General features: G+C 73.6%; 12 protein-coding genes. 5 read left to right on the forward strand and 7 right to left on the reverse strand.

Annotated features, from left to right (window positions below; all coding sequences use genetic code 11):
• Positions 1–184: 184 nt before the first annotated feature.
• Together AOM46_RS27030 and AOM46_RS27035 are read right to left on the reverse strand one after the other, a co-directional pair.
• Positions 185–1,069 carry a hypothetical protein gene (locus AOM46_RS27030; RefSeq protein WP_370592767.1) on the reverse strand — a complete coding sequence of 295 codons (885 nt, stop codon included), beginning with the start codon at positions 1,067–1,069 and terminating at the stop codon, positions 185–187.
• 105 nt (positions 1,070–1,174) lie between these two features.
• A complete protein-coding gene (locus AOM46_RS27035) occupies positions 1,175–2,272 on the reverse strand; it encodes a substrate-binding domain-containing protein (RefSeq protein WP_234314025.1) in 1,098 nt (365 codons plus the stop codon).
• 112 nt (positions 2,273–2,384) lie between these two features.
• On the opposite strand from AOM46_RS27035, the gene AOM46_RS27040 reads away from it, so the two are divergent.
• The 4 genes from AOM46_RS27040 to AOM46_RS27055 are packed head-to-tail and all read left to right on the forward strand — an operon-like array spanning position 2,385 to position 7,406.
• The gene (locus tag AOM46_RS27040; protein ID WP_062216098.1) at positions 2,385–3,710 is read left to right on the forward strand and encodes an ABC transporter substrate-binding protein; all 1,326 of its coding nucleotides are present in this window, start codon (positions 2,385–2,387) and stop codon (positions 3,708–3,710) included.
• A complete protein-coding gene (locus tag AOM46_RS27045) occupies positions 3,707–4,597 on the forward strand; it encodes a carbohydrate ABC transporter permease (protein ID WP_062216100.1) in 891 nt (296 codons plus the stop codon). Before AOM46_RS27040 ends, AOM46_RS27045 begins: the two co-directional genes overlap by 4 nt.
• On the forward strand, positions 4,594–5,448 hold the full coding sequence (locus tag AOM46_RS27050) for a carbohydrate ABC transporter permease (RefSeq protein WP_062216102.1): 855 nt from the start codon (positions 4,594–4,596) through the stop codon (positions 5,446–5,448). Before AOM46_RS27045 ends, AOM46_RS27050 begins: the two co-directional genes overlap by 4 nt.
• On the forward strand, positions 5,445–7,406 hold the full coding sequence (locus tag AOM46_RS27055; RefSeq protein ID WP_062216104.1) for a DUF2264 domain-containing protein: 1,962 nt from the start codon (positions 5,445–5,447) through the stop codon (positions 7,404–7,406). Before AOM46_RS27050 ends, AOM46_RS27055 begins: the two co-directional genes overlap by 4 nt.
• A 50-nt stretch (positions 7,407–7,456) precedes the next feature.
• Here the strand turns inward: AOM46_RS27055 and AOM46_RS27060 are convergent, their stop codons facing one another.
• Together AOM46_RS27060 and AOM46_RS27065 are read right to left on the reverse strand one after the other, a co-directional pair.
• Positions 7,457–9,541 carry an MMPL family transporter gene (locus tag AOM46_RS27060; protein WP_062216106.1) on the reverse strand — a complete coding sequence of 695 codons (2,085 nt, stop codon included), beginning with the start codon at positions 9,539–9,541 and terminating at the stop codon, positions 7,457–7,459.
• A 137-nt stretch (positions 9,542–9,678) separates the two neighbouring features.
• Positions 9,679–10,143, reverse strand: coding sequence for a MarR family winged helix-turn-helix transcriptional regulator (locus AOM46_RS27065; protein WP_062216108.1), 465 nt, complete (start codon positions 10,141–10,143; stop codon positions 9,679–9,681).
• Positions 10,144–10,319: 176 nt separating this feature from the next.
• On the opposite strand from AOM46_RS27065, the gene AOM46_RS27070 reads away from it, so the two are divergent.
• Positions 10,320–11,828 (forward strand): cryptochrome/photolyase family protein, encoded by a 1,509-nt coding sequence (locus AOM46_RS27070; RefSeq protein ID WP_062216308.1) that lies wholly within the window; start codon positions 10,320–10,322, stop codon positions 11,826–11,828.
• Positions 11,829–11,854: 26 nt separating this feature from the next.
• Here AOM46_RS27070 and AOM46_RS27075 read toward each other — a convergent pair whose 3' ends face one another.
• The 3 genes from AOM46_RS27075 to AOM46_RS27085 form a co-directional block, all read right to left on the reverse strand.
• The gene (locus AOM46_RS27075; RefSeq protein WP_199824069.1) at positions 11,855–12,742 is read right to left on the reverse strand and encodes a sirohydrochlorin chelatase; all 888 of its coding nucleotides are present in this window, start codon (positions 12,740–12,742) and stop codon (positions 11,855–11,857) included.
• A gap of 111 nt (positions 12,743–12,853) precedes the next feature.
• On the reverse strand, positions 12,854–13,861 hold the full coding sequence (locus AOM46_RS27080; protein WP_062216112.1) for an N-acetylglucosamine kinase: 1,008 nt from the start codon (positions 13,859–13,861) through the stop codon (positions 12,854–12,856).
• Positions 13,858–14,535 carry a uracil-DNA glycosylase gene (locus tag AOM46_RS27085; RefSeq protein ID WP_062216114.1) on the reverse strand — a complete coding sequence of 226 codons (678 nt, stop codon included), beginning with the start codon at positions 14,533–14,535 and terminating at the stop codon, positions 13,858–13,860. Before AOM46_RS27085 ends, AOM46_RS27080 begins: the two co-directional genes overlap by 4 nt.
• Positions 14,536–14,596 lie beyond the last annotated feature (61 nt).

Raw genomic sequence — 14,596 nt, forward strand, 5'->3', positions numbered from 1 at the left:
CTCCTCCTCGGGCCGGACGGTCGGGCGCGCGCCGGGGGCGGCCCGCCGTGGCGTCCTCGACGCCGCGGACCACCTCATCACGCTTGGTGGTGAATTGTCCGGATGGCGTGTCCGAGGCGGCCCCATCGGCGGAGTCGACGGGGAGCGGGGAGCCGCCCGGCCGGGACGGCCCCCCGTGCCGCCGCTACACCTGGTAGCGGTCCTTCAGATGGCGCCAGAAGTCCCTGGCCATCCAGGCGTCGAACCCGGTGATCTCACTGGCGGTGCCGGCCTTCATCAGAAAGCCGGAGACGCCGGTCGGGGTCCAGTCGTAGAAGTCGTCGAGGCCGAGGGTGTGCCCGATCTCGTGGAGCAGGATATGGATGTTCTCCTGGCCGAGGGCGCCGACGAAGTACTCCCGGCCCATCCGCTGCCCCCAGTCGCCGCCGGCCCCGCCGCCGAAGCCGTCGGTCAGCCAGAGCGACTGGTCGAAGTGCCGGGCCTCGCCGCCAGGACAGTCGGAGTAGTCGCCGTCCTGGTGGAAGAAACGGTCGCACTCCGGGGCGCAGCGCGGGGCGCCCCCGCCGTCCAGGTCGCCGATGTAGAGATCCACCGCGTCGTCGTCCCACTGGAGGGTCGACCGGTCGGCCGCCGCCCAGCCCACCACGGTGACGGGCACCCGGTCGTAGGGGAAGCCGTCGAATCCGTCGATGGCCTCGAACCACCGGTTGACCTGCTCGTCCAGCACGGTGTGGACGCGGTCGCGCAGTTCGGCGTCGACCGGCGTGGTGGACTCCCAGCGGACGCAGTACTGCAGCGTGCCTCCGTTGGCCATGATGTGGTCCCAGCCGTAGTTGGGGAAGCCCAACAGGTCGGGATAGGTGTCCTCCATATGCCGCCAGACCTCGTCGAGCCCGACGGCGTACTCCGCCGGCGGGTTCCACGCGTCGTCCGGATGGTCCGCCGGGCCTGGCCCCTGCGCGGCGGCCGAAGGGCCGAGCAGCGCGGTGAGCAGAACGAGCAGTAGGGCGCCGACGGACGCCAGGGCGCCACGTCGTGGGGGCGCGCCGGGCCTTGGATGGTGACGCACGGGCAACTCCTGTTCCCGAGAGGGGCGGACGGTCCTGATGCCCGTCCGTCGCCCTCTGGTGGTCGCCGGCGCGTCAGGGGTTGCCGCCCGGGCGCGCTCCGCCGGTCAGTCCGGTTGGCCGCCGCAGGATTCGCGGACCTCAAGGGTGGGCCACAGTTGCACCCGGTGGACGGGGCGGCGTCCGACCTCGGTGGCCCGGGCCAGGGCCAACTCGGCGGCGAGCTGGCCGAGTCGGTGCTTCTGGGGGCGTACGGCGGTGAGTGGGGGGTCGGAGGTGGCGGCGACCTCGTCGTCGTAGGAGATGACGGCGAGTTCGTCGGGGACGGTGATGCCGAGGTCCCTGGCGCGCTCCACCATGCCGATCGCCTCGCGGTCGGAGTGCACCAGGAGTGCGGTGGCGCCGAGTTCGCGGCAGCGGCGCAGCACGGTGTCGTAGGTGGTGGCCCAGCCGGGTGTGCCGTAGACGGCGAGTTCGAAGAGTCGGCTGTCGGGGTGGGGGAGGCCGAGTTCGGTCAGGGTGTCGTGCCAGCCCTGGCGGAGGGCGCGGCTGGTGGGGGACTGGCGGGAGAGGACGAGGGCGATGTCGCGGTGGCCGAGGGTGACCAGGTGGCGTACCGCGAGGCCAGCGCCGATGGCATGTGCGGTGGTGGCCGCGTCCAGCGCCAACGTGGGGAGTTCCGGGGGCGGTTGGCGTTCGATCAGGATGACGGGGACGGGTCGGGCGGCGAGCCAGCGCAGCAGGTCGAGTCCGTAGGCGCCGGTGACGACGGGGGCGACGAGGAGGGTGCGGACGCCGCGTTCGAGGAGGGCGGTGATCTGGCGGCGGTCCTCGCCGGGTTCGTAGCTGGAGACCCGCATGACCAGGCGCCCGTCGGCGGCGTTGACGGCGGTCTGGGCGCCCTGGATGACCTGGGGCCAGTAGTACTCGACGGAGGGCACGACCATGCCGAGCAGGATGCCGGCGGTGGTGGGGCCGAAGGTGGTGCGCTGGGGTTCGGGTTCGCGGCCGGTGCGGTGGGAGAGGGTGATGCCGCCGTGTACGCGGCGCAGCAGGCCGCGGTCGGCGAGGGCGGTGACGTCCCGTCGGATGGTGACCGCGGAGACGTTCAGCTGATCGACGAGTTCGCTCAGTCGTACGGTGCCGTGTTGGCGTACGGCGGTCAGGATGCGTTCCTGGCGCTCGGACGGTAGGAACACCGCCACCCCCTCACTTTCGTTTCTGATCGATTCTGGTTGTTTCGTTTCGTAGTGATTGACCGAGCACTATTCCACACGGTGAGGTGAGCCGGCACACCGATCGAGAAAGGAGGGACTCATGGCTCCGCACACCGGATGGTCCCGTCGTGCGTTGTTGCGTTCGGCGGCCGGGGCCGCCGCGTTCACCGCCGGGGGCGTCGGGCTCGCCGGCTGCGCGTCCTCGACCACCGGGTCCGGGGCGACCCGGGTGACCCTGTGGTCCTGGATGACGGGGATGGACCAGTACGTGGCGGCGTTCAACGCGGCCCAGGACGAGGTCCATGTCGAGTTGAGCGTGATCGCCGCCGGGCTCTCCGGGGGCTACGCCCAGCAGACCAACGCGATCAAGGCGCACAACGCGCCCGACATCCTGCATGTCGAGTACCAGGGCCTGATCCAGGTGCTGGCCACCGGCGGGCTGCGGGAGATCACCGAGGACGTGGCCGACCTGGCCGACGGCTACTCGCCCGCCGCCTGGCGCGCCGTGCGCCCCGACGGGCGCACCTGGGCGGTGCCGATGGACATGGCGCCGATGGCCCTGTACTACCGCAAGGACCTCTTCGACGAACACGGCCTCGAAGTCCCACGCGACTGGCCGGAGTTCGCCACCGTCGCCGAACAGGTACGGGAGGCAGACGCGGCGGCCCGGCTCACCACCTTCCCGCTCAACGACGGCTCGTTCTTCGCCGGCATGGCCTGGGGCGCGGGCGATCCCTGGTGGCGGGTGGAGGGCGACACCTGGGTCGTCGACGTCGCGGGCGCCGGCACCCTGCGCACCGCCGCCTACTGGCAGGACCTCCTGGACGCCGACCTGGTCGCCGGGGGCGGCACCGGCACCCAGGACTGGATCGCCGCCATCCACCAGGGCCGCCTCTGGGGCTATCTGGGCGCCTCCTGGGGCGTGGGCACGCTCAAGAAGTCCATACCCGACGACGCCGGACGCTGGGCCGTGGCCACCATGCCCACCTGGCCCCAGGGCCCGCCCGCCAACGGCATGCAGGGCGGCACCGCCTTCGGGATCTCCGCCGAGAGCAACGTCCCCGAGGCCGCCCTGACCTTCCTGCGCTGGCTGTCCACCGACCCCGAAGTCCCCCGCATCGGCGCCACCTTCACCTCCCCCTTCCCCGCCTACCTGCCCAACCGCGACATCGCCCGCGAGATCGTCCCGGACGACTACTTCCTGGGCGACCCGGTCTACGACACCCTCGACGAGGCCGACGCCCGCGTCCCCGAATGGACCTGGGGCCCCAACGCGCTGGGCCTCTTCTCCTCCGTCGCCGACGCCCTCGGCGGCGTCTCCTCCGGCGCCACCACCCTCCCGGACGCCGTCCACTCCCTGCAGACCACCGCCGTGAACACCATGCGCGACCGTGGCCTGGCCGTCCGCGAAGGGAGCGCCGAATGACCACCGAATCCACGACGCGCGCGGGCCGCCGCTCCCGGCTCGCCCCGCTGCTGCTGGCCGCCCCCTTCGCGCTGCTGCTGACCGGCACCGTGCTGGTGCCCATCGGCTACGCCCTCTATCTGAGCCTCTTCACCGAACGCCTCTCCGGCCTCGGCTTCGACGGCCCCCGCGACGTCTTCGTCTGGTTCGCCAACTACACCGACGTCCTCGGCGACGAGAACTTCCGCGACAGCGTCGGCAACGTCGCCCGCTACGCCCTGCTGCACGTGCCACTGATGCTGGGCGGCGCCCTGGTCCTGGCGCTGCTGCTGGACGGGGCCACCGTTCGGCTGCGCCAACTGTGGTCGCTGGCCGTCTTCCTGCCCTACGCCGTGCCCGGCGTGATCGCCGGCCTGATCTGGGCCTACCTCTACAGCCCCGGCATCGGCCCCGTCAACGACATCCTGCCCTTCGACCCGCTGGGCAGCGACGGAGTCCTGCCCTCCATCGTCAACATGGCCACCTGGCAGTGGCTCGGCTACAACATGATCATTTTCTACACCGCGCTGCGCACCGTGCCCCGTGACGTCCTGGAGGCATCCACCGTGGACGGCGCCGGACCCATCCGCACCGCGCTGGCCGTCAAGGTGCCGATGATCCGCCCCACCGCCTTCGTCGCACTGGTCTTCACCATCATCGGCTCGCTCCAGCTCTTCACCGAACCCCTGGTACTGCGGTCCTTCAGCTCCTCCGTCACCAGCACCTGGACGCCCAGCCTCTACGTCTACGAGGCCGCGTTCATCAGCAACGACTACGGCCGGGCCGCCGCGGCCTCGCTGCTGCTCGCCGTCGCCTGCGCCCTGCTCTCCGCGCTGGTGATGCGCCTGTCCACCCGGAGGTCCCGATGAACCCCACACGACGGACATCCCGCTGGACGTCCAAGGGCGCCGTGCACGCCCTGCTGGCCATCGCCGCCCTCTACAGCGTGCTGCCCCTGATCTGGCTGCTCACCTCGTCCACCAAGAACGTCGGCGACTTCTCCACCACCAGTGCCTTCGAACTCGGCGACTGGAACCTGCTCGGCAACCTGCGCGACCTCTTCGCCGAGGAGGACGGCGTCTTCCTGCACTGGATCCGCAACTCCCTCCTCTACGCCGGACTCGGCGCCGTCGTCGGCGCCCTGATCTGCGCCGCCTGCGGCTACGCCATCGCCAAACTCGACTTCCCCGGCCGCCGCACCCTCTTCGCCGTCACCCTCGCCGGCGTCCTCGTCCCCACCACCGCACTCGCCCTGCCGCTCTACCTCCTGGCCACCGAACTCCGCGTCGTCGACACCTTCTGGGCCGTCTTCATCCCCCTCCTCACCAACCCCTTCGGCGTCTACCTCGCCCGCGCCTACGCCGAAGCCGCCATCCCCGACGAAGTCCTCGAAGCCTCCCGCATAGACGGCGCCGGCGAACTACGCACCTTCTTCACCATCGCCCTGCCGATGATGCGCCCCGGCATCATCACCATCCTGCTCTTCCAGTTCGTCGGCATCTGGAACAACTTCTTCCTCCCCCTGGTCATGCTCACCGACCCCAAGCTCTTCCCCATGACCCTCGGCCTCTTCCAATGGAGCTCCCGCGTCAGCCAGTTCCCCCACTACAACCCCCTGGTCATCACCGGTTCGTTGCTCGCCGTGCTGCCGCTGATCCTCGCCTTCGTCGTCCTGCAACGGCAGTGGCGCTCCGGCCTCACCGCCGGGAGCATCAAATGACCACAGCCACACGGGAGTTCCCCGAACCGCCGCCCGAGGACCGGGCCCGTTCCCCGCACACCGGCTGGACCCGCGCCCACTGGGCCGCGCTCGCCGACCGGCTGCTGACCGCCGTGGACCGCCACCGCTCCCCGCTCGGCACCCGCTTCGACCTGCCGGGCCCCGCCAGCCGCTACGGCCCGGACTCCGACGGACTCGAAGGCTTCGCCCGCACCTTCCTGCTCGCCGGCTTCCGGATCGTCGGCGAACGCGGCGCCGACCCCACGGGGCTGCTGGAGCGCTACGCCGCCGGCCTGGCCGCCGGCACCGACCCGACCTCGCCCGAAGCCTGGCCGCGCCCCGACCGACTGGGCCAGGCCAAGGTGGAGGCCGCCTCCCTCGCGCTGATCCTGCAACTCACCCGCCCCTGGCTCTGGGACCGGCTCGACGACGCCGTGCGGCAGCGCACCGTCGACTGGCTGGCCACCGTCGTCGGCCAGCCCTACCCGCCGATCAACTGGGTCTGGTTCCGCATCGTCGTCGAGTCCTTCCTCCGCGAGGTCGGCGGGCCCTGGTCGGCCACCGACATCGAGGAGGACCTCGCCGTCCACGCCCGGCTGCGCCGCCCCGGCGGCTGGCTCTCCGACGGCGCCGACCAGCGCGCCTACGACCACTACACCGGCTGGGCCCTGCACCTCTACCCGCTGCTCTGGGCCCGCGCGTTCGACGTCGCCGGCACCCTCTGCCCGCCCGCGCTCCGCGAGGACTGGGCGGCGGACCTCGGCCACTACCTCCGGGACGCGGTCCACCTCATCGGCTCGGACGGCTCCCCGCTGCTCCAGGGCCGCAGCCTGATCTACCGCTTCGCCAGCGCCGCGCCGCTGTGGACCGCCGCCTACACCGGCGTCGACGCCCTGCCGCCCGGGCTGCTGCGCCGCGCCGCCAGCGGCACCCTGCGGCACTTCACCGAGCACGGCGTCCCCGACCGGGACGGCCTGCTCACCCTCGGCTGGCACCACGCCTGGCCGTCCATGAAACAGGCGTACTCCGGGCCCGGATCGCCCTACTGGGCCGCCAAGGGCATGCTCGGCCTGGCCCTGCCGGCCGACCACCCGGTCTGGACCGCGACCGAGGAGCCGCTGCCCGTGGAACGCGGGGACGTCCAACGGGTCATCGAGGCGCCCGGCTGGCTGGTCTCCGGGCGGCAACGCGACGGCGTGATCACCGTCCTCAACCACGGCACCGACCACGCCGCCCCCGGGGCGGGCGGCGCCGACGCCCCCCTCTACGCCCGGCTCGGCTACTCGACGGCCACCGTCCCGCCGCTCACCGGGCCCACGGTGGACGCGCCGCTGGACAACGCCGTCGTCGTGCTGGACGCCGCCGGCCGCGCCACCCACCGCACCGGATTCACCCACCACCACGCCCGGGTCGCCGAGGGCGGGGTGCTGCTGGCGGCCTCCGGCGGCCGGGCCCACTGGGTGGAGCCGGCCGCGGACGCCGGCCCCGACCACGGCTCGGGCCGCCCCGGCACGATCACCAGGGGCCCGCTGGTCACCGTGGTCTCGGCGGTCAGGGGCGGCGTCGAAGTCCGGCTGGCGCGCGTGGTGTTCGACGAGCCACCGGCCCGGCCGCCCACGGTGCGGTTCGGCGGCTGGCCGCTCGCCGCCGCCACCCGCCCCGCCACCGGACCCGGCGCGCTCGCCCGCACCGACCGGCTCCGTTCCACCCTCCACCCGCTGCGCGGCCTGGACCGCGCCGGGGTGACGGTGGAGCGCGACGCCGGCCCGCTGGGCGCCTGGACGGCGACCCCCTGGCTGGCCACCGAGGGCCCGCTCCCGGCCGACGGCCTCCTCGCCGCCCGCGTCGCGCTCACCGGGGACGAGGAACTGCCGGACGACGCACCGGAGGTGCTGGTCGCCGTCGAACGGGTGACGCTCACCTGGCCGGACGGCCACCGGCTCGACATCGCCATCTGACGGGAGCCGCCGGGCGCGCCGCACCGCGCGCCCGGCTCGGCGATTCCGGCTCAGGGCGTCCGGCTCGGCGCACCCGGCCACCACGCCCTGCGGCCCAGATCCCGGACCAGCGCCGGCACCAGCAGCGAGCGCACCACCAGGGTGTCCAGCAGCACGCCGAAGGCGACGATGAACGCGATCTGCACCAGGAACGCCAGCGGGATCACCCCCAGCGCGGCGAACGTCGCGGCCAGCACCACCCCGGCGGAGGTGATCACCCCACCGGTGGTGGTGAGCCCCCGCAGCACCCCCTCGCGCGGCCCGTGCCGCAGCGCCTCCTCCCGTACCCGGGACATCAGGAAGATGTTGTAGTCCACCCCCAGGGCCACCAGGAACACGAACCCGTAGAGCGGCACCGAGGAGTCGGTCCCGCCGAAGCCCAGCAACTGCTGGAAGACCAGCGCGGAAACCCCCAGCGTGGTCAGGAAGTTGAGAGCAACGGTCGCGACCAGCAACACCGGCATCACCAACGAACGCAGCAGGGCGATCAGGATCAGCAGAATGATCACCAACACCACAGGAACGATCAGCGTCCGGTCCTGCGCGGCGGTGCGCTGGGTGTCGTACCGCTGGGCGGTGTAGCCGCCGACCAGCGCGTCCGCCCCGTCCACCGCGTGCACCGCCGCCCGCAGCCGGACGACGGTCTCCTCGGCCGCCGTGCTGTCCGAGGCGTCGTCGAGCGTCACCTCCAGCAGGACACGGCCGTCCACCTCCGGCGGCGGGCCCCCGGCCGGGCGGCCCGACGCGGTCGCCGGCGCCACCGAGGCCACGCCGTCCGTGTCCTCGGCCGCGTCGAGAACCCCCTCCACCGCCTCCGCGTTCGCGATCACCACCGCCGGGTTGCCGGAACCGCCGGGGAAGTGCTCGCCCAGCGTCTCCTGGGCGGCCACCGACGGCGCGTCGTTGACGAAGACCTCGTCCAGCGGCACGCCCCTGGTGTTGAGGGTCGGGGCGAACGCGGCCCCCGCGAGCAGCACCACCAGGGTGGTCACCCAGACCTTGCGCGGGGCCCGGTCCACCAGCGCGGCGACCCGGGTCCACAGCCCGTGCGCCCGATCCCGCCCACCCGCCGACCGCGGCCTGGCCGGCCAGTACGCCGCGCGGCCGAGCAGCACCAGCACCGCCGGCAGGAACGTCAGCGCGCTGAGCACCGCACAGCCGATCCCGATCGCGCCCACCGGGCCCAGCGCCCGGTTGTTGGTGAGGTCGCTGAGCAACAGGGCCAACAGGCCGGCCGCCACGGTGGCGGCGCTCGCCGTGATGGGGCCGAAGGAGCGGCGCAGCGCGGTGCGCATGGCCGCCGTCCGGTCGTCCCCGCGCGCCAACTCCTCGCGGTAGCGCGCCGTCAGCAGCAGCGCGTAGTCGGTCGCCGCGCCGATCACCAGGATGAAGAGGATGCCCTGGACCTGCCCGTCCACCCGCACCACGTCGAGATCGGCCAGCAGATAGACCACCGCGCACGCCAACGCCAGGGCGAACACCGCCCCGACGATGATCACCAGCGGCAGCGGCACGCTGCGGTAGACCAGCAGCAGGATCAGCAGCACCGTCGTCAGCGCGACCCCGAGCAGCAGACCGTCGATGCCGGCGAACGCCTCCGAGAGGTCCGCCTGGCTGGCCGCCGGGCCGGCGATCCACACGGTGGTGCCCGACACCCCCTCGGCGGCCCGGGTCAGCCGCTCCAGGGTCTCGGACAGCTCCTCGTCCAGATCGGGATCGAGCGGCACCACCCCCTGCAGGGCCAGACCGTCCTCGGCCGGCAGCACGGGGGAGGGCTCGGTCACCACCGCAGGATCGTCGGCCAGGGACGCCAGGGCGCGGGTCGCCTCCGCCCGCCGCTCCTCGCCGAGACGGCCGCCCTCCTCGTCCGAGGTCCACACCACGATCGCGGGCAGGGTCTCGTCCTGACGGAACGCCTGCTGGGCCTCCAGGACCCGGGTGGACTCGGCGCCGCCGGGGAGGAACGCGGCCTGGTCGTTGGTGGCGACCTCCCCGAGCCGGCCGGCGAACGGACCGAGGCCGGCGCCGACGCCGAGCCAGACGAGAAGGACGACGGCGGGGACCAGCCAACGGATCCGCCGGGTACTGCTGGGCATAGGTGCTCCTGACCGGACGCCGACCCCCGGGGGTGAACGTCACACCGGTTCACCCGAGGCGACTACTCAACGGGTAACTATCTCAATGATTGAGATAATCTACCGTGCCGCGGCGCCGGGGACGAGGCGGGTGCCGATCAGCGCGGCGGGGTCCGCAACTCGCCCAACTCCTCGTTGAGCGCGGTCAGAAAGCGCGCCACCACGGCCAGCTCCGCCGCGCTGAACCCCGCGCGGGTGCTCTCGGCGGCGGCGGCCAGCGGACGGAAGTGCTCCCGCGCCGCCGGCCTGGCGCTCGCCGCGTAGTGCACATGAACGACCCTGCGGTCCTCGCTGGCGCGCGAACGCCGCACATGACCCGCGCGCTCCAACCGGTCGAGACAGGCGGTGACGGCACCCGAGGTGAGACCCAGCCGACCCCGCAGAATCCCCGGCGTCAGCGGCTGCTCGCTGTCCAGGATCACGGCCAGCGCCTGCACATCGGTCGGATGCAGCCCCTGGGCCAGCGCGAAACCGTGGACCAGACGGTTGATCTCCCCGTTCAGCCGCCGCAGTTGCCGGGCAAACGCCTGGAGATCGTCCGCCGGGTCCTCGGTAGTGGCCATCCCGTCAGCTTATAGAAGGGCGAAGGGGCCCGACGGCGCCCGGCCGGGTCCCGCGTCGGCGCGGCGCCCCGCGCCACAGGGCGACGTCGCCCAGGATGGGGGCCGCCCCCGGCCCCCGCCCCCACCAGGAGAAGTCCGATGCGCCACCCCCATCCGCCGCCGCCCGGCCGGCAGCCGTGAGCACCGCGCACTGGCTCTTCGGGGACCAGCTCGGCCCACACTTCACCGCGCGGGGCGACGGCGGACCCGCCCGCGACGCACCCCTGGTGATGATCGAGGCCCGCTCGGTGCTGCGCCGACGCCGCTTCCACCGCGCCAAGGCCCACCTGGTGCTCTCCGCGATGCGCCACCGGGCGGCCGAACTCGGCGACCGCGTCCGCTACATCAAGGCCGACACCTACCGGGAAGGGCTGCGCGCCGCCGTGGGCGACGCCCGGGTGACGGTCCACCACCCCACCTCACGCGCGGCGCTGGCGCTGGTGACCGCCCTGGACCAGGTCACCGTGCTGCCGCCGCGCGGCTTCCTCGTCCGCCCCGACGACTTCCGCGCCTGGGCCGACGAACACGACGAGAGCGGACTGCGCCAGGAGAACTTCTACCGCCGGGTGCGCCGCGCCCGCGGCCTGCTGATGGACGGCGACCAGCCCGCCGGCGGCCGGTGGAACCTCGACCACGACAACCGCGAACCGCCGCCCCGCCACGCCTCGTCCCTGGACCTGCCCGCGCCCTACCGTCCCCGCGAGGACGCCATCGACGAGGAGGTACGCGCGGACCTCGACCGCATGGAACGCGACGGCGAGGTGTCCTTCGTCGGCCGGGACGGCCCCCGCGCGTTCCCCGCCACCCGACGCGAGGCCCTGGCCGCGCTCCGCCGCTTCCTCGATCGCCGACTGGCCACCTTCGGGCCCCGCGAGGACGCCATGCTCGCCGACGATCCGGTGCTGAGCCACAGCCTGCTGTCGTCCTCGCTCAACCTCGGGCTGCTCGACCCGGGGGAGTGCGTGGCCCGCGCGGAGGACGCCTGGCGCGCGGGAAAGGCGCCGCTCAACAGCGTGGAGGGCTTCGTCCGGCAGATCGCCGGCTGGCGGGAGTACGTCTGGCACCTCTACTGGTACGCCGGCGCGGACTACCGCCACCGCAACGCGCTGCGGCACACCGCGCCGCTCCCCGACTGGTTCCTGAACCTCGACGCGGACGCCGTCACCGCCCGGTGCCTGGCCACCGTGCTCGCCCAGGTGCGGGACACCGGATGGACCCACCACATCCCGCGCCTGATGGTCCTGGGCAGCTACGCCCTCCAGCGGGGCTGGCACCCGCTCGCCGTCACCGACTGGTTCCACCGCAGCTTCGTGGACGGCTACGACTGGGTGATGCTGCCCAATGTGATCGGCATGTCCCAGTACGCGGATGGCGGACTGATGGCCACCAAGCCCTACACCTCGGGCGGCTCCTACCTCCGGCGGATGAGCGACTACTGCGGGCCCTGCGCCTACCGGCCCGGCGACCGGGTGGGGGAGCGGGCCTGCCCGTTCACCGCCGGCTACTGGGCCTTCCTCGACCGCCACCGCGACACCTTCGCCGACAACGCGCGGATGTCCAGGCCCCTGCGGGGCCTGGACCGTCTCACCGACCTGACCGAGCTGCTCCACCAGCGGGAGGCCGGATCGGACGCCGCGCCCCCGTGAGGCAACGGCCCGCGCCGCTTCCCGGGTCAGACGCGCGGGCCCCCCGGGGGCGCCGGCTGCGGGGCCAGGCCGGCCGCCGCCATATAGGTGGAGAGGACCAGCTTGCCCACCGCCGGATAGGCGCCCAGCGGCTCGGCCGTCGGGCAACCGGCCTCCTTGGACGCCGACTCCAGCAGGCCCTCGGGAATCTCCGGGCCGATCAGGCAGGGCGCCAGGGCCAGTTGCTGGGAGCCGGCCTCCAACAGCCGGTTCGCGGTGTGCGCCACCGCGCCCTCCTCGTCCAGCGCGGCGGCCAGCACCGGCACCGCGAGCCGCGCGGAGAGCAACATGCCGGTGATCCCGGCCGTCTGCACCGCCTCCTCGCCGCCCACCGTGGCCAGCACGATGCCGTCGGCGGCCGTGGCCACCGTGAACAGCCGCGCCCGGTCGGCCCTGGCCAAGCCGGACTCCGACAGCCGGACATGCACGCCCTCCGCCAATAGCGGGTGCGGGCCCAGCACATCGGTCAGCTCGGCACCCGAACCGCTGTGCACCACGGTCTGCCGTATGCCGCGCAACTGGGCACTGTCCGGGCCGGCCAGCAGCGGCACCACGATCGCGCTGGGCGCCCCGCTCGCCTCGGATGCCTCCGCGTCCGCGCCGGAGAGCACCCCCTCCAACGAGGGGAACTCCTCGCCCACGCGCTCGGCGAAGCCGATCCGGGCGTCCAGGCCCGGCAGTTCGGAGCGGGCGATGCTCAACACCTCCTCGGCGACCGAGAGGGACGAAGCGGAGGGCGTCCCCGGCACCGCGAGCACCAGCGGCGGCGCCCCTTCGGGGGCGGACACCGGCTCCGGCCTGCGATGGCGTCCTGACTGACGGGGTCGCGGCATGCGTACGGGGAGGCCGGATGCTGGCCCAGTGGAGGAGCTCATGTCGCCGCATGTTAATGCCTTGATGTGCCCGGCCGTTCGTCCGGGGGGACAGGGACCAGGTGTGTCCCGGTATGTCCCGCGCGTCGGTGTGACGGCCACCGACCTGGCACTTTACCCACGGTGGTCGACGATATGCAGCAGCGCGGGGTCCTCCGGCAGGTGGGAGGCGCCCAGCGCGAGCCCGGCGGCGATCTGCAGCGCGCCGTCCAGCGGGGTGCCGGCGGCCGGGACCACCCGGGCGCGGGGGAGCCGCCGGGCCAACTCCGCGTGCAGCGGCCCGGTGAGCGGATCGCCCATCCGGAAGAGCCCACCGGTCAGCGCGATCCCGCCGGCCGTGTCCGCAGGACAGACCGCCACCGCCGAATCGGCGATCTCCCGCGCCGCCTCCCGCAGGATGCCGACCGCCACGTCGTCCGGCTCCTCCGCCGTGGCGCAGCGCGCCACGGCGGGAGCGAACGAGGCCAGCGCGGCGGGGCGGTCCGTACGGGGATAGATCCGCGCCGGCAGCCCCGACATCGGCCCGAACTCGGCCTCGGCGCGGGCCAACAGCGCGGCGGAGCCCCCGGGGCGGCCGTCGTGCGCGCGCAGCGCCGCCGTCAGCCCGCGCTGCCCGATCCAGGCGCCGCCGCCGAGATCGCCCAGCAGATGGCCCCAGCCGTCCGCCCGCCGCCAGGACACCAGATCCGTCCCGAGCGCGATCATGCCCGTGCCGGCGGCGACCACGGCGCCCGGCGCCTCGCCGAGCGCCCCCGCGTAGCCCGTCACCGCGTCGGCGGCCAGCGCCAGCCGGCGGACGCCGAGCCCGGCGGCCAGCGCCTGGGGCAGCTCGGCCCGCAGCCGGCCGCCCAGCGTCGCCATGCCGGCCGCCCCCACACAGATCGCCTCGATCCGCCCCCCGGGCGCCACCTCGTCGAGCAGGGCCCGGGCCGTGGGCAGGAGTTGGGCCAGCAGATGGCCCGCGTCGATGCCGCCGGGGCCCGTGCGCACCGGCTCCTCGGTGCGGCGCTCGCCGCCGGGGCGCGGCGCGCCCCCGGGCGTCGCCTCGGCCAGCGCGATCCGCAGCCCCGAGCCGCCCGAATCCACCCCCAGCACCCATGCCCTCCCCGGCGGGGGCGTCATGGGAGCTTCCAGTCCACCGGGGCGCCGCCCTGCTCGGCGAGCAGGGCGTTGGCCCGGCTGAAGGGCCGGGAGCCGAAGAAGCCCCGGTCCGCCGACATGGGCGAGGGATGCGCGGACTCGACCGCCGGCACCCCGCCCAGCAGCGGCCGCGCGTTCCGCGCGTCGCGCCCCCACAGGACGGCGACCAGCGGCCGGCCCCGCCCGGCGAGGGCGCGGATGGCCTGTTCGGTGACCTCCTCCCAGCCCTTGCCGCGGTGCGCGGCCGGGCGCCTGGGCGCGGTGGTCAACGCCCGGTTGAGCAGGAGCACCCCCTGCTCCGCCCAGGGGGTGAGATCCCCGTTGGAGGGTCTTGGCAGGCCCAGATCGGTGTTCAGCTCGCGATAGATGTTCTCCAGGCTGCCGGGCAGGGGACGCACCTCGGGGGCCACCGAGAAGCTGAGGCCCACCGCGTGCCCCGGCGTGGGATACGGGTCCTGACCGACGATCAACACCCTGACGTCGTCGAAGGGTTGCTGAAACGCGCGGAGGACGTGCTGGCCGGCCGGGAGGTAGGTGCGGCCGGCGGCGATCTCGGCGCGGAGGAAGTCCCCCATGGCCGTGATCCGGTCCGCCACCGGCTCAAGCGCCTTTGCCCAGCCCGCTTCGACAATCTCGTGCAATGCTCGTGCTGCCACGGTCCGTCACCCTACTGGCAAGCACTGACAGCCCGTTGCCGCGTCGACCGCCGGGCGCGCG

Source organism: Streptomyces sp. NBRC 109706 (assembly GCF_000974485.1).
Lineage (GTDB): Bacteria > Actinomycetota > Actinomycetes > Streptomycetales > Streptomycetaceae > Streptomyces.